This window comes from Bradyrhizobium erythrophlei (assembly GCF_900142985.1).
Classification (GTDB): Bacteria; Pseudomonadota; Alphaproteobacteria; order Rhizobiales; family Xanthobacteraceae; genus Bradyrhizobium; species Bradyrhizobium erythrophlei_B.
In genome coordinates this window covers 7,177,403-7,201,430 of the sequence record NZ_LT670849.1, presented here as the reverse complement: position 1 = coordinate 7,201,430, position 24,028 = coordinate 7,177,403, and the positions used below count along the sequence as shown (strand labels likewise).

The window sequence follows — 24,028 nt, the reverse complement described above, 5'->3', positions numbered from 1 at the left end:
ACTCTCGATTCGGCATCAGCGCCGCAGCGCCGGCACCACCAGAAACGGAATCATGCCGAGGATGACGGCGATCAAGGCGTAGAGGATCAGTGGATTATAACTGTGGCTGAAGTCGTGGATCAGGCCGCCGCTCCATGATCCGAATGCCGATCCGAGCCCGCTGCCGATCGAAATGCTGCCGTAGATCGTGCCGACGCGTTTGCCCTTGAACAGCTTCATGGCGGTCGCCGTCAGCAACGGACCGCGGGAGCCGATCATGCTGCCGAAGCAAACCACAAAGCCGGTCAGCACCCAGATATTCGGATACCACTGCAATAGCCATAGCAGAAAAATGCCGACGATCGACAGGGCGTAGGACACGAGCACCGACGGCCTTCGCCCGATGATGCCGTCGAGCCAGGAGACACCCAGCATGCCGAACAGCAGCACGACGCCGGAGAATCCCCACGCGGTCGCGGCCTGCAATGGCGGAAATCCGGCTTCGATTAGATAGGCAACGACCTGCGGCGTGATCGCATACATGCCGATCGCGGTGAAAAAGAAAGTCCAGAACAGCGCCCAGAAGGCGTGGTGGCGAACGGCGCGGCCGACCGTCCAGCCTTCGTCGGCGATATCTGTCGTTGCGGTTTTGGTCAGGTGCGGCTGACCTTCGGAGAACAGCCGCCACGGCAGGACCAGAAGCGGGAGAAGCAACACCAGCGCCGATGTGCCGAAGATCTGATAGGCCCCGCGCCAGCCGAAGTGGTCGATCAGGACCTGCGAAGCCGGCAGCAGCGCCAGTACGCCGGCGCCGGTTGCCGAATAGACCACGGCCATCGCGGTCGGCAGCTTCGGGCCAAACCAGCGGCCGAGCAGGATCGAATTCGGCACGTTGCCAATCAGCGCAATGCCGAGGCCGACGCAGATGCCGATGCTGAACTGGATCTGCCACAGCCGATCTGCATTGGCGGCGAACAGAAATGCGCCGCCAAACAGCAATAGCCCGAGCGAATAGACGCTGCGCGGCCCGGAATAGTCGAACAGGCGGCCGATCAGAGGCGAGGCGAGGCCGCCCGCCAGCGCACTCAGCGAATAGACCGAGACGACGTCCGCGCGATCCCAGCCGAAGTTTTCCGAGATCGGCAGCAGGAAGACCGAGAAACTCTCGCCGAGGCCGCGCCCGAGCACCGAAAGTGCAAAGCAGATCGCCAAAACGCCAAGCGCGGTTCGCACCGGTTTGACCGATGCGGCGGCTGTTCCTTCCCGTGGCGTCTTTTGATCCATTGGAAGGATGGGAGCCCGTTTTAATCCCGAAGCACAAGCGCGCTTTCCGGAATGCGCTTATGCAGGCTTGAGCAGCACGTGGCGTTTCCTGCCGAAGGAAAGCTTGATCACGCCCTCCGGCGTCAATTCGGAAGGCTTGAGCAGCATCTTTTCATCGGTGACCGCGACGTCGTTCACGCGCAAGCCGCCACCCTTGATTTGACGCCGCGCTTCGCCGTTCGAGGCCACGAGGCCGGCCTTGACGAACGAAGCAAGCACGCCGATGCCGGCCTCGAGTTCGCTGTGCGGAATTTCCACGGTCGGAAGGTTTTCCGCAATCGTGCCTTCCTCGAAAGTCCGCCGCGCGGTATCCGCGGCCTGTTGCGCTGCTTCCGCGCCATGCAGCAGCGTGGTAGCGGCGTCTGCCAGCGCTTTCTTGGCCTCGTTGATTTCCGCGCCTTTGAGCTGGGCGAGTTTGTCGATCTCGCTCATCGGCAGAATAGTGAACAGCTTCAGGAACCGGACGACGTCGGCGTCTTCGGTGTTACGCCAGTACTGCCAGAAGTCGTAAGGCGAGAACTGGTCGGCGTTGAGCCAGACCGCGCCTTGCGCCGTCTTGCCCATCTTGGCGCCGGAGGCGGTGGTGAGCAGCGGCGTCGTCAGCGCGAATAGTTGCGGCGTACCCATGCGGCGTCCGAGATCGACGCCCATGATGATGTTACCCCACTGGTCCGAGCCGCCCATCTGCAGGCGGCAGCCGGTGCGCCGTGCGAGCTCAACGAAATCGTAGGCCTGGCAGACCATGTAGTTGAATTCGATGAAGCTCATCTCCTGCTCGCGTTCGAGCCGCAGCCGCACCGAGTCCATGGTCAGCATGCGGTTGACCGAAAAATGCTTGCCGATGTCGCGCAGCATCTCGATCCAGTTGAGCCTGGTCAGCCATTCGGCGTTGTCGAGCATGACCGCATCGCTCGCGCCCGATCCGTAGCGCAGCACCTTCGCAAAAACGCCACGAATCGAGGCCTTGTTAGCTTCGATCTCTGCGACGGTGCGGATGGCGCGCGTCTCGTCCTTGCCGGAGGGGTCGCCGACCATCGTGGTGCCGCCGCCCATCAGGGTGATCGGTTTGTTGCCGCTCTGCTGCAACCAGTGCAGCATCATCATGGTCAGGAAGTTGCCGATGTGGAGCGAGGGCGCCGTGCAGTCGTAGCCGACATAGGCGGTCGCTTCGCCTTTGGCGGCGAGCGCGTCCAGGCCCTCGAAGTCGGAGGCCTGGTGAATGAAGCCGCGTTCCTGGAGTACGTTTAGGAAATCGGACTTGAATGCGGTCATCTTTCGTCGAACCTGATCATTCTTGTTTTACGGTATTTGCAGCAAATTGCTGGAACTTAACTATGTTGGGCTGCTTCGAACGCGGGCGCTGTGGCATTATAAGATGTGTGCGCGAGGCACAAGGTTAACGCGCAGGCTGATCCCCGGGGCAGGGCTGAGGCTAGAATACCATGATGTTGACGGCCATAGGTCTGATGAGCGGGACCTCCCTGGATGGGGTCGATGTCGCTTTGATCGAAACCGACGGCAAGAAGGTCAAGGCCTTTGGCCCGTCCGGCTATCGACCCTATACCGATTTCGAACGCCGACTGTTGCTCCAGGCCCTGACGGAAGCCGTTCACCTCGAGGCGCGTGAGGCCCGGCCGGGAATCCTGCTCGAGGCCGAGCGGATCGTCACCACGGCGCATGCCGAAGCCATCGCCAGCTTCAAGGCCCAGAATCGCATTGCCAGCGAGGACATCGACATTGTCGGTTTTCATGGCCAGACGGTGCTGCACCGTCCGGCCGAAAAGATGACCGTGCAGATCGGCGACGCCTGTGCGCTCGCGAGGGCAATCCGTATTCCCGTGATGCACGACTTCCGCGCCGCCGACGTCGCCGCCGGCGGCCAGGGTGCGCCGCTGGTTCCGGTCTATCATCGGGCGCTGGCGCAGTCGCTCGAGCGCGAGGGGCCGATTGTGGTGCTCAATATCGGCGGCGTTGCCAACGTCACCTATATCGACGGCGATACGCTGATTGCCTGCGACACCGGGCCCGGCAATGCGCTGCTCGACGACTTCATGAATCGCACCACCGGCCAGCGCTTCGACACGGATGGCCGCATGGCCGCGCAAGGCACGGCGGATGCGGCCTGGATCGCGGAAGCCTTGAAGGATCCGTTCTTTGCGCTGCCGCCGCCGAAATCGCTCGACCGCAATGATTTCGCCAAGCGCATCCTCCGCAATGCATCTCCGACCGATGGTGCGGCGACACTGACCGCCTTCACCGTGTCGGCGATTGCCCAGATCGTGCCGCTGTTGCCACAGCGCCCGAAGAGCTGGGTCGTCGCCGGAGGCGGCGCGCGCAATCACACCATGATGCGGATGCTTCGGGAGAAGTTACAGCCGGCGAGGGTCGAATCGGCCGATGCGCTCGGCTGGTCGACGGATGCGATCGAGGCGCAGGCGTTCGGCTTTCTCGCTGCGCGGGGCCTGAAAGGGCTGCCGCTGAGCTATCCCGCCACGACCGGCGTGCCGATCCCGATGACCGGCGGCATCGTCGCGCGACCGTGAACGGCACGCGTCGGGCGGGCCCTTGACGGTTTAATGCAATCGCATCTAAATGGATGCACTTGCATTGATCCCGGAGTGGCCGATGTCCGCCCCCCTCAAACTGATCAGCCACAAACTTTGCCCCTACGTGCAGCGGGCGGTCATCGCGCTGACGGAAAAGGGCGTTCCCTTCGAACGCCTTGACGTCGACCTCGCCAACAAGCCGGACTGGTTTCTGGCGATATCGCCGCTCGGCCGTACGCCGGTGCTTCAGGTCGGCGATACCGCGATTTTCGAATCTGCGGTGATTCTCGAATATCTCGAGGAAACCCAACTGAGGCCGTTGCATCCGGCCGATCCGCTGCGGCGCGCCGATCATCGCGGCTGGATCGAATTCGGTTCGGCCGTGCTCAACGATATCGCCGGCCTCTATTCGGCGGCGGATGAAGCTGCTTTCAAAGCCAAGGCGGCGCAGCTGGAGGCGCGGTTTTCGCGGCTCGAGGCGCGCGTCGTGGCATCGCCGTGGTTCGATGGCGAAAGTTTTTCGCTTGTCGATGCGGTGTTCGGACCGGTGTTTCGCTATTTCGATGTGTTCGACGACATCGGCGATTTCGGCATTCTTTCGCACAAGCCGAAGCTTGCGCGCTGGCGTCAGTCACTGGCCGCGCGGCCATCGGTGCGCTCGGCCGCCAGCACCGAATATCCGGCTCTGCTGCGCGATTTCCTGAAGCGGCGGAATTCGTGGATATCGCAGCTTCAGCTGCGCGCCGCTGCCTGAGTTTCCCTAAAGCTCGGTGGCCATTTTGGCGAGCGTCGCAACCGTATTCATGTTGCGCGCGGTGCCGGCTTTTGCGGCGGGAATGACGAGCTTTGATGTCCCCATTCCTTCGCCGTAGTGGATATAGATCTCGCGCCGCCCGAGGTACATCTTCTCGTCCTTCTGGCCGCGAACGTCCTTGAGGGCGTCGGCTGCCGGCGCGCGGTCGAGAAACAGCGCCATGGTGCGGTTCGGCGCCAGTTTTGGAAATGGATTTTCCGCGGCGACCTGAGCCATTTCGGAGGCGGTGCGGATCAGCACGCCGACCGGCTTGCCGGCATAGGCCTCAAGCCGCTTCTCAAGCGCAGCCTTGATCGCAGCTTCCGACTTGCCGCTTTGAAAAACGACGTTGCCGCTGGCGATATAGGTTTTGACCGAGGCAAAACCCAACGCCTCGCACGTCGCCTTCAGCTCGCTCATCGGAAGCTTGCCGGTGCCGCCGACATTGACCGCACGCAGCAATGCGATCCAGCTTGCCACGCGATGAACTCCTTATTTGAACGCGTTTTCTTCACGCGAACCGCAGTGCACTTCGCTTGAAAACGCTATGCTAGCGCACGTTGGCGAGACGCATGTCGAGATAGGCGGTCACCGACTGCATCAAGGGCTCGAGCTTGCCGTCGAAGAAGTGGTTGGCGCCGGGAATGACCTGCTGATCGATCACGATGCCTTTTTGGGTCTTGAGCTTCTCGACCAGCGTGTTGACGTCCTTCGGCGGCACCACCGCGTCCTTTTCGCCATGTACGATCAGGCCCGACGACGGGCAGGGCGCCAGGAACGAGAAGTCGTAGAGATTGGCGGGCGGCGCGATCGAGATAAAGCCTTCGACCTCCGGCCGGCGCATCAACAGCTGCATGCCGATCCAGGCGCCGAACGAAAAGCCTGCAACCCAGCAGGCGCGCGCTTCGGGATTGATCGTTTGCGCCCAATCAAGCGCAGACGCCGCGTCCGACAACTCGCCGGTGCCGTGATCGAACGAGCCTTGGCTGCGGCCGACGCCGCGGAAGTTGAAACGCAGCACCGAAAAGCCGCGATGGGCAAACGCGTAGTAGCACTGGTAGACGATCTGATGGTTCATCGTCCCGTGAAACTGCGGGTGTGGATGCAGGATCATCGCGATCGGCGCGTTCTTCTGCTTGGCCGGGTGATAGCGGCCTTCGAGACGGCCCGCGGGGCCGGTGAAAATAACTTCGGGCATGGACGGTCCTTGGGCGAATTCGACCGGTTTGTCGCTGGCTTCATCCGGCGCTTATCGCCGACGAGACCTTGCGTACGGAAAATCGGAAGCAGACGTCTCAAGCGCGTGAGTGCGCGACGACGGCTGGTGACGGAGGCCGCGTTCTAACATGGGGCGAGGGGCGAAAAGCAAGGGTTTTCAACATCCGCTCGTGTGTTCAGGATGTTAGGCAGCATTCGGCAATTGCGGAGGCGCGCGTGGCTTGCCAACTGCCATAAGGCACCGCATCAAGGGCTCACCTGTGAAGGTGAAGGTATTATATTACGCTGATGTCGAACCGGGTCTATCTCGACTGGAATGCGACCACGCCGCTTCGTGACGAAGCGCGACGCGCCATCGCGTCTGCGCTCGATCTGCCGGGCAACGCGTCGTCGGTTCATGCGGAGGGACGCGAAGCGCGGAAATGGATCGAACGCGCGCGGGCTGCGGTAGCTTCAGCCATCGGGGCTGCGCCGAGGAACGTCATCTTCACCTCGGGCGGGACCGAAGCGAATGCGCTCGGGCTGGCGCCAAACCTGAGGCGCGGGTCGGGGGCGGCGGTCGAGCGCCTCGTGGTATCTGCGATCGAGCACACTTCTGTGCTCGCAGGCGGACGGTTTTCGCAAAGTCAGATCGAGACGGTGTGTGTGACGCCGGCAGGCGTCATCGATCTCGATCATTTGCGCCAATTGCTTCGCGACCGTCCGCCGGCGCTGGCGTCAATCATGCTCGCCAACAACGAGACCGGCGCCATCCAGCCGGTGGCTGCCGCCGCGGAGATCGTGCACGCGGCGGGTGGGCTTCTGCATGTCGATGCGATCCAGGCATTTGGCAAAATTCCGCTGGATATGGCGGCGCTGGGCGCCGACCTCCTGACGTTGTCCGCGCACAAGATCGGTGGGCCCAAGGGCGTCGGGGCGCTGGTTCTCGCCGAAGGACTGAGTGGGCTTGAGCCGTTGTTGCGGGGCGGCGGACAGGAACTGAGCCGCCGTGCCGGAACCGAAAATGTTGTCGGCATTGCCGCCTTCGGCGCAGCCGCCACCGCGGCCATGACAGATATCGCGGTCGGCAGCCGCCGCCTCGTGGATTTGCAGGAGCGTCTCGAAAAGGGCCTCCGGCAGACGAATGACGCCATCATATTTTCGGATTCTGCCGAACGGTTGCCAAATACCACTCTGTTCACGGTTCCCGGCCTGAAGGCTGAAACTGCCGTCATCGGCTTCGATCTCGCCGGGATCGCGGTGTCATCGGGCTCGGCTTGCTCATCGGGCAAGGTGCAGCCGTCCCATGTGCTGGAGGCCATGGGGTTTGACCCTGATATTGCGCAAGGGGCGGTGCGGCTCAGTATGGGCTGGTCCACGCAAGATGCCGACATAGATCGGTGCCTAGAGGCTTGGCGAAGGCTCTCCGGTGCCTTACTTAAGGATCAGCGACGAAACACAGCTTGAACCATTCTAAGCAGGTGATTTCGTCGCGGAAACATCGTAAGAGACCACCCAAATTGGGTTCCACCGCGGTCCTTGAAACCGCGAGCGGAGGACTGAATGGCTGCCGTACAAGAGACGGTCGATCGGGTTCGCCAGATCGACGTCGACCAGTATCGATATGGGTTTGAGACGCTCATCGAGTCCGAGAAGGCCCCAAAGGGGTTGTCGGAAGATACTGTCCGCTTCATCTCTGCAAAGAAGAACGAACCGGCCTGGATGCTGGAATGGCGCCTGGAGGCCTATCGCCGCTGGCTGACCATGACCGAGCCGACCTGGGCGCGCGTCGACTATCCCAAGATCGATTACCAGGACCTCTATTACTATTCTGCGCCGAAGCCGAAGAAGACGCTTTCGTCGATCGACGAGATCGATCCGGAAATTCTCAAGACCTACGAGAAGCTCGGCATTCCCCTTCGCGAAGTTGCGATTCTCGAGGGCGTCGAACCGCCGCCCGGTGGCCAGCCGTCCCCAAGCCGCAAGATCGCGGTCGATGCGGTGTTCGATTCGGTGTCGGTTGCGACCACCTTCAAGGAAGAGCTGAAGAAGGCCGGCGTGATCTTCATGCCGATTTCGGAAGCGATCCGCGAGCATCCGGAGCTCGTGAAGAAGTATCTCGGCACGGTGGTGCCGACCTCCGACAATTTCTTCGCCACGCTGAACTCGGCGGTGTTCTCCGACGGCTCGTTCGTCTACGTGCCGCCAGGCGTGCGCTGCCCGATGGAGCTGTCGACGTATTTCCGCATCAACGAGCGCAACACCGGCCAGTTCGAGCGCACGCTGATCATTGCCGACAAGGGGTCTTACGTCAGCTATCTCGAGGGCTGCACCGCGCCGCAGCGCGATGAAAACCAGTTGCACGCCGCCGTGGTCGAGCTCGTCACGCTTGACGATGCCGAGATCAAGTATTCGACGGTGCAGAACTGGTACCCCGGCAACTCCGAGGGCAAGGGCGGCATCTACAACTTCGTCACCAAGCGCGGCGACTGCCGAGGCCATCACTCGAAGATTTCGTGGACCCAGGTCGAGACCGGCTCGGCCATCACCTGGAAATATCCGAGCTGCATCCTGCGCGGAGACAATTCACGCGGCGAGTTCTATTCGATCGCGATTTCGAACGGTCATCAGCAGGTCGATTCCGGCACCAAGATGATCCATCTCGGCAAGAACACGACGAGCCGGATCATCTCCAAGGGCATCGCCGCTGGCGTGTCGCAGAACACCTATCGCGGCCTCGTCACGGCGCATCGCAAGGCGACCGGCGCACGCAACTTCACCGCCTGCGACTCGCTCCTGATCGGCGACAAATGCGGCGCGCACACCGTGCCCTATGTCGAAGCAAAGAACTCGTCGGCGCTGTTCGAGCACGAAGCGACGACCTCGAAGATTTCCGAGGACGTGCTGTTTTACTGCGTGCAGCGCGGCCTGAGCCAGGAAGAAGCGGTTGGCCTCGTCGTCAACGGCTTCGTCAAGGACGTGCTTCAGCAACTGCCGATGGAATTCGCGGTGGAAGCGCAGAAGCTGATCTCGATCTCGCTGGAAGGATCGGTCGGGTAATTCCTCATCCTGAGGAGGTCGCCTGAGCGGCCGTCTCGAAGGATGAGAGCAAAGATGGTCGGCCACGTCCTTCGAGACGCGCCTTCGGCGCTCCCGCGGACGAGGGATGAATGGAAAAGACGGAACAACGTGATGTCACTGCTTGAAGTCAGGAATTTGCAGGTGCGTGTCGAGGATCGTGAAATCCTCCACGGGCTGTCGCTCATTGTGAACCGGGGCGAGGTTCACGCCATCATGGGACCGAACGGCTCCGGCAAATCGACGCTCTCGCACGTCATCGCCGGCAAGCCGGGCTATGAAGTCACCGGCGGCGAGATCCTGTTCAAGGGCGAAGACCTGCTCGAGATGGATCCGAACGAGCGTGCCGCCAAGGGCGTGTTTCTCGCCTTCCAGTATCCGGTCGAGATCCCCGGCGTGATTACCATGAATTTCCTGCGCACGGCCTACAACGCCCAGCGCAAGGCGCGGGGCGAGAGCGAATTGATGGCGCCAGAATTCCTGAAAAAGGTGCGCGAGGTTGCCAAAAATCTCAGCATCCCGCAGGACATGCTCAAGCGCGGCGTCAATGTCGGATTCTCCGGCGGCGAAAAGAAGCGCAACGAAATTCTTCAGATGGCGCTGTTCGAGCCGAGCCTGTGCATCCTGGACGAAATGGATTCCGGCCTCGACATCGACGCGTTGCGGATTGCGGCCGACGGCGTCAACGCGCTGCGTTCGCCCGATCGGGCGATGGTCGTTATCACGCACTATCAGCGGCTTCTGAACTACATCGTGCCCGATTTCGTACACGTGATGTCGAAGGGCAAGGTCGTCAAAAGCGGCGGCAAGGAACTTGCGCTGGAACTGGAAGCGTCCGGCTACGCGCAGTTCGAAGACGCGGCCTGACGACGGATACGGGAATACGGATCTTGTGATGAACATTGCTTTGGCAAAGACCAAGACCATGCGGGAGCCGGACGATATTTTCGAGGCTGCGCGTGATCGGTTGCCCGGCACCCGCAAGGTCGCCGAACTGCGCGCGCAGGCGTTTGAAGCCTATGCGCGGGCCGGCCTGCCGCATCGCCGGCTGGAAGACTGGAAATATACCGACCTGCGCGCCTTGATGCGCGAGGTGCTGCCGCTTGCGGCTGCTCCCGATGCAAGCGCGCTCGAACGCGCCAAGGCCGCGCTGGCCTCGCTCCCGGCCGTTGACGCCCATCGCCTGGTGCTGGTGGATGGTGTCCTGGCGCCGCCGCTCTCGAATCTCGACGCGCTGGAAGCCGGCGTTCGCGTGCAGAGCTTAAGCGAAATTCTGCAAGACAATTCCAATGCCGCACGCGCCGATCTGCTCGAAAACGGCGTGGCATCCGGCGCCATGATTGCGCTGAATGCCGCAATGGCGACCGATGGCGCCGTGGTCACGGTAGCGAACGGCGCGGTACTCGCCAAGCCGATTCACATTGTGCATGTCGCAACGCGCTCATCGGCTTCAACCTATACCCGTTCGTGCCTGAAGCTCGGTCAGGCGGCGCACGCGACGCTCGTGGAGAGCTTTGTCGCGGCCGACGGCGCCAAATCTTATCAGGCGAACGACGCCGTCATCGTCTGGCTCGGCGATGACGCCCATTTGCAGCATGTGCGGCTGATGGCCGATAGCGCCGATGCCAGCAACATCACCACGGCCGTCTTTACGATCGGCGCCAAGTCACGCCTCACCAGCTTCAACATGACGAGCGGCGGCGGCCTGAGCCGTTATCAGGGGTACCTGACGTTCGCGGGCGAGGGCGCCGAGGCCAGCGTCAACGGCGTGAACCTCTTGAACGAGCGGCAGCACGCCGACACCACGCTATTCCTCGATCATGCGGTGCCGAATTGCGCCAGCCGCGAAATCTTCCGCGCGGTGGTCGACGATCGCGCCCATTCGGTGTTTCAGGGCCGCATCATCGTTCAGCCCAAGGCGCAGAAGACCGACGCCAAGATGATGACGCGGGCGCTGTTGCTCTCGGACGAGGCCGAGGCCGACAACAAGCCCGAACTGGAAATCTTTGCCGACGACGTGACTTGCGGTCACGGCGCCACTACCGGCGCGCTCGACGAAAGCCTGCTGTTCTATCTGCGGGCCCGCGGCCTCTCCGAGAAGGAGGCCCAGGCGCTGCTGATTCAGGCCTTCGTCGGTGAAGCGATCGAATCGATTGCCAGCGATGAACTTCGCGAGGTCGCGATCACGATAGCGCAGCGCTGGCTGGAGATGCGGGGATGACCATGCACCCGGCCGTCTCAAATGGCTCTTATGACGTCGCCCGCCTGCGCGAGGATTTCCCGGCGCTGGCGACCAAGGTCTATGGCAAGCCGCTCGTCTATCTCGACAATGCCGCTTCCGCGCAGAAGCCGTTCGCCGTGCTCGATCGCATGACGGAAGCCTACAAGAGAGAATACGCCAACGTGCATCGCGGTCTGCATTATCTCGCCAATGCGGCCACGGAGGCCTACGAAGGCGCTCGCGAGAAGGTCGCAAAATTCCTCAACGCGCCCCGGACTGAGGAGATCATCTTCACCCGCAATGTCACCGAGGCGATCAACCTCGTGGCGTCCTCTTACGGCGAGCCGGCCATTGGCGAGGGCGACGAGATCGTGCTCTCGATCATGGAGCACCATTCCAATATCGTGCCCTGGCATTTCCTCAGGGAGCGTCATGGCGCGGTGATCAAGTGGGCGCCGGTCGACGATGACGGCAATTTCCTCATTGAGGAGTTCGAGAAGCTTCTTAACCCCCGCACCAGGCTGGTGGCGATCACCCAGATGTCGAATGCGCTCGGCACCGTCGTGCCGGTCAAGGACGTGGTTCAGCTCGCGCATGCCCGCGGCATTAAGGTTTTGGTCGACGGGGCACAGGGCGCGGTGCATCTGCCGGTCGACGTGCAGGACATCGATTGCGATTTCTATGCCTTCACCGGCCACAAGCTCTACGGCCCGACCGGGATCGGCGTGCTTTATGCCAAGCATGAGCACCTCGTCGCGATGCGCCCGTTCAACGGCGGCGGTGAGATGATCCGCGAAGTGGCGCAGGACTGGGTTACCTATGGCGATCCGCCGCACAAGTTCGAAGCCGGCACACCGCCGATCGTCGAGGCGATCGGGCTCGGTGCCGCCATCGACTACGTCAATTCGATCGGCAAGGAGCGCATCGCCGCGCACGAGCACGACCTCCTGACCTATGCGGAGGCGCGCTTGCGCGAAATCAACTCGTTGCGCATGATCGGCACCGCCAAAGGCAAGGGGCCGGTGATCTCCTTCGAGATGAAGGGCGCCCATCCGCACGATGTCGCCACCGTCATCGACCGGCAGGGAATTGCGGTGCGCGCCGGCACCCATTGCGTGATGCCTCTTTTAGAGCGGTTCAACGTAACCGCGACGTGCCGGGCTTCGTTCGGGATGTATAATACGCGCGAGGAAGTCGACCATCTAGCGAGTGCGCTGATCAAGGCGCGGGAATTGTTCGCATGACCGACACTGTTGAAGCCAAGGACATGGAAGCCAAGGGACAGGAAGCCAGGACTTCCAACATGGAAACCCAGTCGGCTCTGCCGCCCGAGGAAACCGAGCGGCTGAGCGGCGACATCGTGGCCGCCTTGAAGACCGTGTTCGATCCGGAAATCCCGGCGGACATCTACGAACTTGGCCTGATCTACAAGGTCGAGCTCAAGGACGATCGTTCCGTCGATCTGATGATGACGCTCACCACGCCGAACTGTCCGGCGGCGGGCGAGCTGCCGCAGATGGTGGAGAATGCGGTCGCGAGCGTGCCCGGCGTCGGCGTCGTCAACGTCAACCTGGTGTGGGATCCGGCCTGGACGCCGGACCGCATGTCGGATGAGGCGCGTCTCGTCCTCAACATGTGGTGAGTGCCCATCGAGGATACAGCGCCTTATTGAATTGGCTTTGGGATTGACCACATGATTGACATGACCCCGACCTCATCAACGCCCAAGGCTAAGCGTCCCCGTCCGCAAGTCATGAAGCTGACGGAAGCGGCCGCGACGCGCATCGTGGAACTGACCAAGCGCGCCGATTCCGAAATCGTCGGCCTGCGGGTCGGCGTCAAGAACGGCGGCTGCGCCGGTCAGTCCTACACGGTCGAATATGCCCACGAGGTTCGCCCGACCGATGAAGTCGTCGAGGACAAGGGCGTGAAGATCCTGGTCGATCCCAAGGCGGTGCTGTTTCTGCTCGGCACCGAAATGGACTACAAGGCCGACAGGATGCAGGCCCAGTTCATCTTCAACAATCCGAACCAGATCGGCGCCTGCGGCTGCGGTGAATCGGTGCAGCTCAAGCCGGCCGACGTCGAAGGCTGATCCCTGTCCCGGGCGCGCTGCGGCGCTTGAGCTGCTGCGCAGAACCGGGACCCAGACTTAGACCGGACCCCGGCTCTGCGGCGCATCGTGACGCTGCGCCGCGTCCGGGGCACGAGACGCTTGCCGATGGATCGCGATTTCCTGATCGATCTGTTTTCGAACTTTGGTCCGGTGACCATCCGCCGGATGTTCTCCGGTTACGGCATTTCCGCCGACGGTACTAATTTTGCGCTCGCGTTGCGCGCAGGTCTCTATTTCCGTGCCGACGAAACAACCATTCCGCAATTCGAGGCGGAGGGGTCGAAGCCGTTTCAGTATCAGCAAAGAAAGTCCGGGAAGGTCGTCATAGTCAATTCGTACTGGGAGCTGCCAGCGCGCTTGTTTGACGATTCGGAAGAGCTGACGGGCTGGGCGAAAGCCGCCCTGGCCGCGGCGCAGCGAGCTGCACTGAGCAAGCGTCCACGCCGGAAGGCTGCCAAGGGCAAGACGTCGGCGACAAAGGCCGTTGCCAAAAAAACTTCGGCGAAGAAAACGGCGTCGAAAAAGAAAAAGCCTGCTGCAACTAAGAAAGCGCGGCGGAAGAGAGCCTAGGCCACCTGGCCGCGGGTTTCCGCGGCATATTCGGGGTCTGCCTCGCAGACCACACGATTGCGTCCGGCGCGCTTGGCGGCGTAGAGGCACGCATCGGCCCGTTCGATCAGGGAATCCATATCGTCGCCGGGCTTGAGCATCGAGACACCAACCGAGATGGTGACGCGGCCCAGGATCTCGCCGGTGGACTTCTTCTTCAATTCCTTCGACATCACGGCGCGGCGGATATGATCAGCGACCGTCAGGGCCTGTCGCAGCGCTGTGTTCGGCAGCACCACGGCGAATTCCTCGCCGCCGTAGCGGGCGGTGATGTCCTGTCCCTTGATCGATTGCTTCAACGACATCCCGACCAGCCGCAACACCTGATCGCCGGTGAGGTGGCCATAGGAATCGTTGAACGACTTGAAGTAGTCGATGTCGAACATCAGGAGCGAGAGCGGTTCTCCTGTTTCCAGCGCATTCGCAACCGCAGCCTCGAGCGACCGATCGAAATATTTGCGGTTGCCGAGACCGGTCAGGGGATCGGTGAGGCTTTCGGCCCTGATCGCCTCGAGGCTGTGCTGAAGATTGCTGATTTCAGCCTTTGAGAGCGCCAGCCGCGCTTCCAGGGCCTTGGTCGTCTCGCGCATGTCACGCGTCGTCGTGACGAGCGTATCGACCACTTTCTTGAGCTGGTCGCGGTCGATGGCCGCGGCAAGCTTTTTGCTGACGCCGGAAAGGCTCTCGCTGTATGTGGTCGACATATCGAGCGCTTCGTCGATCAGGAGCATCACGTCGTCGATTTCGCCGATAACGCGGGCGCCGACCTTGTCGATGCGATCGGTGGTCTTGATGTGGGAAAGGTAGGTTTCGTAGATCTGCTCGAGATCGGCCTCGGTCAGCTTGCCGTTGCGGGCCAGCGTCTCGTTGATGACCTTGTTGAGCTGCGGGTTGTAGCCCGTCGCATAGACGTACCAGATTTCGTAATTGCGAGGGATTGCGGTTTGCCGCAGCGACCTGATCTGGCCCAGCGCCAATTCGGCAAAGGCCATCGTTCTCTCGAATTCGTCCAGCACTGAAATAAGCCCCCGCGACGGTCAGCGGCGGCTCGCTGATCGCGCCAATCTCTTAAACAATGGTGTTCAAGCTACTGGAGGTCGATGAACGAGCCGTTAAACGGGGAACCGTACCGATATAGGGATTTTGTGCCGATCAGACGCGGGCGCGAACCGGCCGCAGCAAAAATGCCGGAAGATGCGAATGATCCGCTGGTTCTGACGATGACGAATGACCTTGCGAAGGCGGGCGAGGTCTGTTCGAAGCACCGCGTCCGGGGGAGGACGGCGTTACCGGCGCCGCTGCCACGTCCGCAATCGGAGATTGTGTTGACGGCGCGGGGTTGCGGCCGGCGCTATTGCCGCCCTCACGATCGCGGCGCCGCTTGCGGCCGCCGCGGCGCGAACCCTCGCGTTCGTCACCACGTGAACGTCCGTGTTCGCGTGCATCCGCCTGTTCCGGCAATTCGGCGTCCGGGCTGCCTTCGGCACGCGGAATGTTCTGTCCGATCAGCTTTTCAATCGCCGCCAACGATTTGTGATCGAGCGACGTAACAATGGAAACCGCGGTTCCGGTGCGGCCGGCGCGGCCGGTGCGGCCGATCCGGTGAACATAGTCGTCGGCGTGGTGGGGAATATCGAAATTGAAGACGTGGCTGACGGCCGGAATATCGAGGCCGCGGGCAGCGACGTCGGAGGCGACCAGAAGCGGAATGTCGCCTTTTCGGAACTGATCGAGCGCCGCCATACGCGCCGTCTGATCCATGTCGCCATGCAGCGCACCGACGCTGAAGCCATGCTTTTGCAGCGACTTATAGACGACGGCGACTTCACGCTTGCGGTTGCAGAAGATGATCGCGTTGTTGAGATCCTTGGCTTCGCGGAGCAGGCGACGCAGGATTTCACGCTTTTGGTGCGCCTCGCGGCCCGAGGGCACATGCAACTGGGTGATGGTGGCGACGGTTGTCGCCGGCTTCGAGACTTCCACCTTTTCGGGGTTGTGCAGGAAGGTCTCGGTTATGCGCCGGATCTCCGGCGGCATCGTTGCAGTGAAGAACAGCGTCTGGCGGGTGAACGGCACGAGCTTGCAGATACGCTCGATGTCGGGAATGAAGCCCATGTCGAGCATGCGGTCGGCTTCATCGATCACCAGCAATTCGACGCCGGTGAGCAGCAGGCCACCGCGTTCGGTGTGATCCAAGAGCCGGCCTGGCGTTGCAATCAGGACGTCGACGCCGCGCGTCAGCTTGGAGTCCTGATCGCCGAAGGAAACGCCGCCGATCAGAAGCGCGACGTTGAGTTTCTGGCCTGCGCCGTAGCGGTCGAAGTTTTCCTTCACCTGGGCGGCGAGTTCGCGCGTCGGTTCCAGAATCAGGGTACGGGGCATTCTGGCGCGGGCGCGGCCCTTTTCCAGAATCGTGAGCATCGGAAGGACGAAGGCAGCGGTCTTGCCGGTGCCGGTCTGGGCAATGCCGAGAACATCGCGGCGGGCCAGAACGTGAGGAATCGCCTGTTCCTGAATGGGGGTAGGGGTCGTGTAACCGGTGGCCGCAACGGCAGCGAGCACCTTGTCGGACAAGCCGAGATGAGAAAAAGACATTGAGCCTCTGGCAGATACCGCCGTCTGGAATCTTGAAAAAAGACCGTCGCGCTCAACCCCGGAACGGCACGCAGATTTGCACGGGATTTTCGGATACGCGGGAAAGCGGTTTGATCAAGGTATCGCGTTTCGATACCGGGCCGCTTCGAGCCCGGAACATAGGCGCGCATCCGCCAAAGTCAATGGAAACGAGGCTGCAAGCGTTGAAAAAGCTTAATCTTTTGACACAAAAACGGATTAATCAGGCGCCTCGGCGGTTTGTATGACTGGCAGTTGAACCTGTGGTTTCAGCTCGCCGACTATCCGCTAGATGGCCGGAGCTCCAAGGCCGCCTGAGAGTGCAGGGGAATGAACATGAATGGCCGGTCTTGGCTGAGATTTGCGACGGCGGTGCTAGGCCTCGCGATGCCCCTTATGCTGGTCGTTCCGGCAGAGGCCGCCAAGCGCGTCGCGCTCGTCGTCGGCAACAACGACTACAAGAACGTCCCGAAGCTACAGAAGGCGGTCAACGACGCCCGCGTCATGGGCGAGACGCTGAAGCAACTCGGCTTTTCGGTGATGCTGGCGGAGAACCAGACCAGGCAGGCGTTCAGCGAAACGCTGCTTGCCTTCGACAGGGCAGTGGAGCCCGGCGACACCGCGTTTTTCTTCTACGCCGGCCACGGCTTTGAAATCGCCGGTCAGAATTTCCTGCTGCCGACCGACGTGCCGGCCGCGACAGAAGGCCAGGAAGAACTGGTGCGCGATGCGTCGGTGCTCGCGGACCGCGTGATTGAGCGCTTGCAAAACCGGAAGGTGCGTACCGCCATTATGGTGTTCGACGCTTGCCGCAACAACCCGTTCGAACGTGCGGGAACCCGCGCGGTGGCGGGTGGCGGCGGCCTTGCGCCAATGACGCAATTGCCGGAAGGCGTGTTTTCGGTGTTTTCGGCAGGTCCTCGCCAGACCGCGCTCGATCGCCTCTCCAACAACGACAGCAATCCGAACTCGGTGTTCACGCGCACCTTCGCCAAGGAATTGCTGCAACCGGGTGAAAATCTCGTGCAGGTCGCCCAGCACACCCGCCGTATCGTCAGCGAAATGGCGGAGACGGTGAACCACAAGCAGATTCCCGTCTATTTCGACCAGATGGTCGACGACGTCTTTTTGAACGGCAATGAGAAGGCGCAAACCAGCGAAGCCGCGAAGCCTGCCGACAAATCTGCCGATCCGGCCAAGCAGGTCGCTGCACTTTCTCCAGCGGCAATTCCGCGGCCGCCGCAGGACGACGCCGTCAACGCGCCGATCGCGATGTTCTCCCGCCACAATGGCGGCTGGAGCGTGGTATTTTCGATCGCCGATCCGACGCTCGGCATTTCCTGGCGGATGGGAAACAGCGGCGATTTCCGCGAAACCGGATTCCTCGACAGCCTCGATCAACGAACGCGCAAGCGGATGCCCAACCCGTCGGTCGAACTGGCCGCGGACACGCCGGCGGCGACGATCGAGGTACGTTACATCGACGCGTCCGGCAACATGCAGGGACCGTTTCCGATCAAGTTCGATCCGGAGGCTGCGCTGATCCGCGACCAGCGGAAGATCCTCGACATGACCGCGACGAGCTGGCTGTCATATCGCGAATTCAACGGACTGCTGGTCTATTACACCCATCTGGTGTCGTATCGCTGCGCCATTCGCGAGGTGAGAATCGGCATTGACACGTCGGTGCCGGATCAGGTGCTGAAGATGCCGCCCTGCGACATGAAGGATCCCATTGCCATTCCCTACGACGTCAAACCCTATGTGAAGCTCTCGCCTTCGAACAAATTCGTCTCGGTGGAATTGACCTATCGCGACGGCAGCGTGTCGGAGATCAAGAGCTTCCGGCGTTAAATCCTTCGCCGGAATATGCGAAACTCCGGCATAGCTTGTTAGGCGTGGCCGATGCCCCGAACCATTCAGACCCATTGTTGCATCGTCGGAGGCGGCCCGGCCGGCATGATGCTGGGTTATCTGTTGGGCCGCGCCGGCATCGAAACGCTGGTGCTGGAAAAGCATGCCGATTTCTTTCGGGACTTTCGTGGCGACACCGTCCACCCCTCGACCTTGCAGGTCATGGATGAACTGGGGCTGATCGACGGCTTTCTGAAAGTGCCGCATCAGCAGTTGCAGAAGATGGACGGCAAGTTCGGCGACCAATCCATCCGCGTAGCCGATCTTGGCCGCCTGCACGTCAAATACCCCTTCATCGCGATGATGCCGCAATGGGATTTCCTCAATTTTCTGCGCGAGAGCGGCAAGCGGTTTGCGTCGCTTCAGGTGATGATGAACGCCAGCGCCACCGACCTGATCTGGTCCGGCGATCGTGTCGTCGGAGTCCATGCCGATACGCCGGAAGGGCCGGTCGAGATTCGCGCGGGCCTTACCGTCGGATGTGACGGACGACACTCGGTAGTGCGCGAGCGTGCGCGGCTTGACGTGGAAGAAATCGGCGCGCCGATGGACGTGCTGTGGTTTCGCGCCGGCCGGCGGCCGAATGAAACCGAAAACCTATTTGCGCGCATTCAGACCGGCAAGATGCTCGTGACCTTCGATCGCGGCGACTACTGGCAGTGCGCCTATGTGATCGCCAAGGGCCAGTTCGATGCCGTGAAGGCGAGGGGGCTTGATGCCTTTCGCAGCGACATCGCCGGCATGGCGCCGGTTCTCGATGCCGGCATGTCGGATGTGAAGACGTGGGACGACGTCAAATTGCTGACAGTTGCAATCAACCGCCTGAAGCGATGGACCCGGCCGGGACTGCTGTGCATCGGCGATGCCGCGCATGCGATGTCGCCGATCGGCGGTGTCGGCGTCAACCTCGCGATTCAGGACGCAGTCGCAACCGCCAACCTGCTGGCGGCGAAACTCGTGGCGCTGAAAGACAGCCGCGGCTGCCCTTCCGAACAAGAACTCGATGCCGTGCGGGAACGGCGCACTTTTCCGGTGCGGATGACGCAGGCCATGCAGGTGGCGGTTCAGAACAATCTCATCAGCCGCGTCATCAAGCCCGGCGATGAGCCGCTTCGGGTCCCGATGTTCCTGCGCATCGTCAGCTCTGTGCCGTGGCTACAGGCGCTGGCCGGCCGCCTGATGGCGGTCGGGGTGCGTCCCGAACACGTGCATTCGCCGGCCGCGTAGGCGTCCTTCAGACCGGATTGGATTGAAGCAGACGGGCCTGAAGGTTTTCGGTTTGACGCGTTTTCTTCACGCGAACCGGTACCCACCCCCGGATCAAGTCCGAGGGCATGCTTCGCTCGAAAACGCTCTGCTTAACCCATGATTGAGTAGCCGCCATCGACCGGGATCGCCGTGCCGGTGACGAAGTCCGACGCGCCTGACGCAAGGAATGTCGCGATCCCGGCAAAATCGTCGGCGACGCCCCAGCGCGCCGCCGGCGTGCGCGCCAGGACCTTGTCATGGAGGCCTTCGATCTGTTCGCGCGCGCGTTTGGTCAGCTCGGTGTCGATCCATCCCGGCAGCACCGCGTTGACCTGGATGTTGTCCGTGGCCCAGGCCACCGCGCAGGAGCGGGTGAACTGCACGATGCCGCCTTTGCTCGCCGCATAGGCGGGCGCGAAGCTCGCGCCGAAGATCGACATCATCGAACCGATGTTGATGATCTTGCCGCCCCCGGCAGCCTTCATCGCCGCATGAACCGCGCGCGAGCACAGGAATGCGCTCGTGAGATTGGTCGAGATCACGCTGTCCCACTCCTTGGGATCAAGCGATTCCGGCGGCTTGCGGATGTTGATGCCGGCATTGTTGACGAGAATATCGATCCGGCCGAGCTCGCCGCGAACGCGCATCACCATGGCGTCGACCGCCGCCTCGTCGGTGACATCGGCCGCAACCGCAAGGGCCTTTGGACCGGCTTTTACGAGGACAGCGACCGCATCGGCTGATTTGGCTTCGTTACGGCCGACGATAGCGATGGCCGCACCCGCGGCCGCCAGCCCGCGCGCCATGCCAAGGCCGATGCCGCCATTGCCGCCGGTAACGATCGCGACCTTGCCGTTGAGGTCAAACAGTCCTGCCGTCATATGGATGCTCCTGCTGGCACTCTTTGTTCTGAGTCTAACGCTTGCTCTGCCAGATCAGCACCAGGCCAAGGCCGGATAGCGCCGCACCGTAGCCCGCCCATTGGATTTGCCGGATCATGAAGCTCGACGCGGGCCAGGTGATCATACCGGTGCCCTGTCCGATCCACAGGACGCCGATGGCCAGCGCGATGAGGCCGAGCACAAGCAGCAAGTTACGCATGGGGTTTCCTCTGGCGGCGTTCTTTTTAGGGTTGTTATGGCCCGGCGGCATTTAAAGACGGCCAGCCGCATCGTCACAATGGGCTTTGGCATCAAGATGCAAAAAAGCCCCGGACGATGCCGGGGCTTTTGAACGTCGATTTTAGAGGCGATCAGTACTTGGCGACGACCGGGCCACCCCAGTTGAAGCGATAGACCAGCGAGGTCGAGATCGTCTGCACGAGCGGGTGGAAGGTCGTGGAGGTGCCAGTCAGCACACCGGTCCCATAGAAAGATTCGGCCAACGTCGCTTTGTCGTAGTAGGCCGCGCGATATTCGGTCTTCATGAACCAGCCCGGCGCCGTGATGCCGAAGATGTTCAGGTTGTTCTCGACGCCGCCGCCGACGAACCAGCCACCCTTGTTGAACGAAGCCGTCGAGACGGCATTCGCAGCGGTGAGCGGCACGCCGCTGACCGGACCAAGTGAAGCGCCCGACCAATAAGACTGCGTGTAACCGGCATTGACGTAAGAGTAGACGTTCGGAGCGACGAGGTAGCCAATCCGGCCACCGACCGCCCAGGTATCACGAAGCTTTTCGGTACCGGTCAAGTTGAGCGCGGCATCGTTGAGCGAGCCACGGAGGCTACCGAACTGACCGTCAGCGAAGATACCGGCGACCCACGAGTGGTTGAACTGCCAGTCGTAGCCGGCACCGACCGTGCCGAACCAGCCGTCGCCACCGGTACGCTGGGTGATGGTGTTTGCGTTGCCAGCCGCGTTCACGCTGAGGCTGTCTGCATCCCAGACGCCGCCGCCGGCGCCGCCGAAGATGTAGAAGCCGGTCCAGTTGTACACGGGCTCGGGCATCACGGGAGCCTTGGTGTAGGTGCGCGCGGGAAGGTCGGCCGCGAAAGCCGATCCAGTGAACGCCGCAACCGCGGTCAAAGCCAACACCAACTTCTTCATTTTTCAGTCCCTCAAAGCTAAGCGCCGCCGTCGACGCGTCTCGATTCTGCCCCCATTTATAAACGTTTCCGTCCAAAAAGCTGTGGCCGGCGAGGCACACCTGGCCGAAAACGACAAAATCCACCGGCGTCTCGAGGGTAAAAAATCCTTAAAAATCAGCGGGAAAGGGGAGGATTTTACCTCCCGGCCCGGTTCCGGCGGTAGGACGCCAGAGAATCGCGTTCTCAGACGTCCAAAAGCTCCTCGCTGGCGAATTCGGCCTTGTCGGAGATGAAGGCAAAACGTGCCTCCGCCTTGGTGCCCATGAGCCGCTCCACCGAATCGGCGGTGCCTTCGCGGTCGTCGGCCAGAAGCACCACCCTCAGCAGGGTGCGCTTCGACGGGTCCATGGTGGTTTCCTTGAGCTGCGCCGGCATCATCTCGCCGAGGCCTTTGAAGCGGCTGACGTCGACCTTGGCGTTGGCGTTGAACTCGCTCTTGAGCAGGGCGTCGCGGTGCGCTTCGTCGCGGGCATAGAACGTCTTGCTGCCATGGCTCAGGCGAAACAGCGGCGGGACTGCGAGGTACAAGTGACCCTCGTCGATCAGCCGCGGCATCTGCCGGTAGAAGAACGTGATCAGCAGCGAGGCGATATGAGCGCCGTCGACGTCGGCGTCGGTCATGATGATGATGCGCGAATAGCGCAGATCCTCTTCGCGATAATGCGCGCCGGTGCCGGACCCGATCGCCTGGATCAGGTCAGCGAGTTGCGCGTTGGCCACCAGCTTGTCCTTGGTGGCCGAGGCGACATTGAGGATCTTGCCGCGAAGCGGGAGAATCGCCTGCGTCTTGCGGTCGCGCGCCTGCTTGGCGCTGCCGCCGGCCGAGTCGCCCTCGACGATGAACAGTTCGGAGCCGTCTGCCGCCGTGTCGGTGCAGTCAGCGAGCTTGCCCGGCAAGCGCAGCTTCTTTACCGCCGTCTTGCGTGAAATCTCTTTCTCGGCGCGGCGGCGCAGCCGCTCCTCGGCACGCTCGACGACGAAATCCAAGAGCTTGTTGGCCTGCACCGGATTGCCGGAGAGCCAATGGTCGAACGGGTCCTTGATCGCCTGTTCGACGATGCGCTGGGCTTCGGCGGTAGCGAGACGATCCTTGGTCTGGCCCTGAAACTCCGGCTCGCGAACGAACACCGACAACATCACGGCTGCACCGACCATCACGTCTTCCGAGGTGATGGAGGCTGCGCGCTTGCCCTGGCCGACGCGCTCGGCGTGATCCTTCAAGCCGCGCAGCAACGCGCTGCGCATGCCGGATTCATGCGTGCCGCCATCCTGCGTCGGGATCGTGTTGCAGTAGGAGGAGAGAAAGCCGTCGGCATCCGCGGTCCAGGCCACTGCCCATTCGCAGGCGCCCTGCGCGCCGGTACGGCCCGATTTGCCGGAGAAAATATCCGGATGCACCAGCGTGTCGGCGTGGATTGCGGCGGCGAGATAATCCTTCAAGCCGCCGGGAAAGTGAAAGCTGTCCTCGGCAGGCACATCCTCGACGCCCTTGAGCAGCGAAGGATCGCAGCGCCAGCGAATTTCGACGCCGCCGAACAGATAGGCTTTCGAGCGCGCCATCTTGAACAGCCGCTGCGGCTTGAACATCGCCTTGGCGCCGAAAATCTCGGTGTCCGGCTTGAATCGGGTTCTGGTGCCGCGACGGTTATTGATCTTGCCGAGATCCTCGAGCTTGCCTTTCGGGTGGCCGCGTTCGAACACCATTCGATAGAGTTTCTGGCTGCGCGCGACCTCGACTTCGAGCCGCGACGACAGCGCGTTGACGACGGAAATGCCGACACCGTGCAGACCGCCGGATGTCTCGTAAACTTTCGAGTCGAATTTGCCGCCGGCATGCAGAGTGCACATGATGATTTCGAGGGCGGACTTTTTCGGAAATTTCGGATGCGGATCGACGGGAATGCCGCGGCCATTGTCGGTGACGGTCAAATATCCGTCGGCTTCGAGTTCGACTTCGATGAACGTTGCGTGGCCCGCGAGCGCCTCGTCCATCGAGTTGTCGATCACTTCCGCGAACAGATGATGGAGCGCCTTCTCGTCGGTGCCACCGATATACATGCCTGGCCGGCGGCGGACCGGCTCGAGCCCCTCGAGCACCTCGATGTCGCGCGCGGTGTAGCCGGCCTCGGCATTATTCGGACGCGACGCCGCCTTGGCGGCCGGACGGGCTTTCGGCGTGGCCTCGAAGAGGTCGTCGGATGGCTTGGCTTTAGCGTTTGATTTCAGTGGCTTGGGCATAGCTCTTCAGGTGATGCGAAGGGGTGGCGCGACGAATCGCTTTCGACGACTATGCCACGGATGAG

22 protein-coding genes are annotated in these 24,028 nt (G+C 61.9%); 12 read left to right on the top strand and 10 right to left on the bottom strand.

Annotation, left to right across the window (positions count from 1 at the left end):
• Positions 1-15: 15 nt before the first annotated feature.
• Both BUA38_RS34650 and tyrS read right to left on the bottom strand, forming a co-directional pair.
• Positions 16-1,263 carry an MFS transporter gene (locus BUA38_RS34650; RefSeq protein ID WP_072825233.1) on the bottom strand — a complete coding sequence of 416 codons (1,248 nt, stop codon included), beginning with the start codon at positions 1,261-1,263 and terminating at the stop codon, positions 16-18.
• Between the two features lie 57 nt (positions 1,264-1,320).
• Positions 1,321-2,574, bottom strand: coding sequence for a tyrosine--tRNA ligase (tyrS, locus tag BUA38_RS34645; protein WP_072825231.1), 1,254 nt, complete (start codon positions 2,572-2,574; stop codon positions 1,321-1,323).
• A gap of 170 nt (positions 2,575-2,744) precedes the next feature.
• On the opposite strand from tyrS, the gene BUA38_RS34640 reads away from it, so the two are divergent.
• Together BUA38_RS34640 and BUA38_RS34635 are read left to right on the top strand one after the other, a co-directional pair.
• On the top strand, positions 2,745-3,845 hold the full coding sequence (locus BUA38_RS34640; protein ID WP_072825229.1) for an anhydro-N-acetylmuramic acid kinase: 1,101 nt from the start codon (positions 2,745-2,747) through the stop codon (positions 3,843-3,845).
• A gap of 82 nt (positions 3,846-3,927) precedes the next feature.
• Entirely contained in the window at positions 3,928-4,602 is a 675-nt protein-coding gene (locus BUA38_RS34635) for a glutathione S-transferase family protein (protein ID WP_072826667.1), read from the top strand.
• Between the two features lie 6 nt (positions 4,603-4,608).
• On the opposite strand, the gene BUA38_RS34630 is transcribed toward BUA38_RS34635, so the two are convergent.
• Entirely contained in the window at positions 4,609-5,121 is a 513-nt protein-coding gene (locus BUA38_RS34630; protein WP_072825227.1) for a DUF1697 domain-containing protein, read from the bottom strand.
• Between the two features lie 70 nt (positions 5,122-5,191).
• Positions 5,192-5,839 carry an alpha/beta hydrolase gene (locus BUA38_RS34625; protein WP_072825226.1) on the bottom strand — a complete coding sequence of 216 codons (648 nt, stop codon included), beginning with the start codon at positions 5,837-5,839 and terminating at the stop codon, positions 5,192-5,194.
• A gap of 308 nt (positions 5,840-6,147) precedes the next feature.
• Here BUA38_RS34625 and BUA38_RS34620 point away from each other — a divergent pair, with 308 nt between their 5' ends.
• The 8 genes from BUA38_RS34620 (at position 6,148) to BUA38_RS34585 (ending at position 13,823) form a co-directional block, all read left to right on the top strand.
• Positions 6,148-7,305 (top strand): cysteine desulfurase family protein, encoded by a 1,158-nt coding sequence (locus BUA38_RS34620; protein WP_072825224.1) that lies wholly within the window; start codon positions 6,148-6,150, stop codon positions 7,303-7,305.
• A gap of 96 nt (positions 7,306-7,401) precedes the next feature.
• Positions 7,402-8,898 carry a Fe-S cluster assembly protein SufB gene (gene sufB / locus BUA38_RS34615; protein ID WP_072825222.1) on the top strand — a complete coding sequence of 499 codons (1,497 nt, stop codon included), beginning with the start codon at positions 7,402-7,404 and terminating at the stop codon, positions 8,896-8,898.
• Between the two features lie 132 nt (positions 8,899-9,030).
• Positions 9,031-9,783: a Fe-S cluster assembly ATPase SufC gene (gene sufC / locus BUA38_RS34610; RefSeq protein ID WP_072825220.1), complete on the top strand. Its 753-nt coding sequence runs from the start codon at positions 9,031-9,033 to the stop codon at positions 9,781-9,783.
• 28 nt (positions 9,784-9,811) lie between these two features.
• Positions 9,812-11,137, top strand: a complete 1,326-nt coding sequence (gene sufD / locus BUA38_RS34605; protein ID WP_072825218.1) for a Fe-S cluster assembly protein SufD — start codon at positions 9,812-9,814, stop codon at positions 11,135-11,137.
• A 2-nt stretch (positions 11,138-11,139) separates the two neighbouring features.
• Entirely contained in the window at positions 11,140-12,381 is a 1,242-nt protein-coding gene (locus BUA38_RS34600; RefSeq protein ID WP_425304996.1) for a cysteine desulfurase, read from the top strand.
• Positions 12,378-12,779: an SUF system Fe-S cluster assembly protein gene (locus BUA38_RS34595; protein ID WP_072825215.1), complete on the top strand. Its 402-nt coding sequence runs from the start codon at positions 12,378-12,380 to the stop codon at positions 12,777-12,779. Before BUA38_RS34600 ends, BUA38_RS34595 begins: the two co-directional genes overlap by 4 nt.
• Before the next feature lie 51 nt (positions 12,780-12,830).
• The gene (locus tag BUA38_RS34590) at positions 12,831-13,232 is read left to right on the top strand and encodes a HesB/IscA family protein (protein WP_072825213.1); all 402 of its coding nucleotides are present in this window, start codon (positions 12,831-12,833) and stop codon (positions 13,230-13,232) included.
• A gap of 126 nt (positions 13,233-13,358) precedes the next feature.
• On the top strand, positions 13,359-13,823 hold the full coding sequence (locus BUA38_RS34585) for a TfoX/Sxy family protein (protein ID WP_072825211.1): 465 nt from the start codon (positions 13,359-13,361) through the stop codon (positions 13,821-13,823).
• On the opposite strand, the gene BUA38_RS34580 is transcribed toward BUA38_RS34585, so the two are convergent.
• On the bottom strand, positions 13,820-14,854 hold the full coding sequence (locus tag BUA38_RS34580; RefSeq protein WP_072825209.1) for a GGDEF domain-containing protein: 1,035 nt from the start codon (positions 14,852-14,854) through the stop codon (positions 13,820-13,822). The two genes, BUA38_RS34585 and BUA38_RS34580, sit on opposite strands and share 4 nt — an antisense overlap.
• 160 nt (positions 14,855-15,014) lie before the next feature.
• Positions 15,015-16,457, bottom strand: coding sequence for a DEAD/DEAH box helicase (locus BUA38_RS34575; protein WP_072825207.1), 1,443 nt, complete (start codon positions 16,455-16,457; stop codon positions 15,015-15,017).
• 405 nt (positions 16,458-16,862) lie between these two features.
• On the opposite strand from BUA38_RS34575, the gene BUA38_RS34570 reads away from it, so the two are divergent.
• Both BUA38_RS34570 and BUA38_RS34565 read left to right on the top strand, forming a co-directional pair.
• The gene (locus tag BUA38_RS34570; protein WP_425304995.1) at positions 16,863-18,329 is read left to right on the top strand and encodes a caspase family protein; all 1,467 of its coding nucleotides are present in this window, start codon (positions 16,863-16,865) and stop codon (positions 18,327-18,329) included.
• 51 nt (positions 18,330-18,380) lie between these two features.
• Positions 18,381-19,616 (top strand): FAD-dependent oxidoreductase, encoded by a 1,236-nt coding sequence (locus tag BUA38_RS34565; protein WP_072825202.1) that lies wholly within the window; start codon positions 18,381-18,383, stop codon positions 19,614-19,616.
• 131 nt (positions 19,617-19,747) lie between these two features.
• Here BUA38_RS34565 and BUA38_RS34560 read toward each other — a convergent pair whose 3' ends face one another.
• The 4 genes from BUA38_RS34560 to parE all read right to left on the bottom strand — a co-directional run bounded on the left by BUA38_RS34560 (position 19,748) and on the right by parE (position 23,963).
• On the bottom strand, positions 19,748-20,518 hold the full coding sequence (locus BUA38_RS34560; RefSeq protein ID WP_072825201.1) for an SDR family NAD(P)-dependent oxidoreductase: 771 nt from the start codon (positions 20,516-20,518) through the stop codon (positions 19,748-19,750).
• A 34-nt stretch (positions 20,519-20,552) separates the two neighbouring features.
• On the bottom strand, positions 20,553-20,738 hold the full coding sequence (locus tag BUA38_RS34555) for a hypothetical protein (RefSeq protein ID WP_072826666.1): 186 nt from the start codon (positions 20,736-20,738) through the stop codon (positions 20,553-20,555).
• Positions 20,739-20,889: 151 nt separating this feature from the next.
• A complete protein-coding gene (locus tag BUA38_RS34550; protein ID WP_072825199.1) occupies positions 20,890-21,684 on the bottom strand; it encodes an outer membrane protein in 795 nt (264 codons plus the stop codon).
• A gap of 224 nt (positions 21,685-21,908) precedes the next feature.
• Positions 21,909-23,963, bottom strand: coding sequence for a DNA topoisomerase IV subunit B (gene parE, locus BUA38_RS34545; protein WP_072825197.1), 2,055 nt, complete (start codon positions 23,961-23,963; stop codon positions 21,909-21,911).
• Positions 23,964-24,028: the final 65 nt, after the last annotated feature.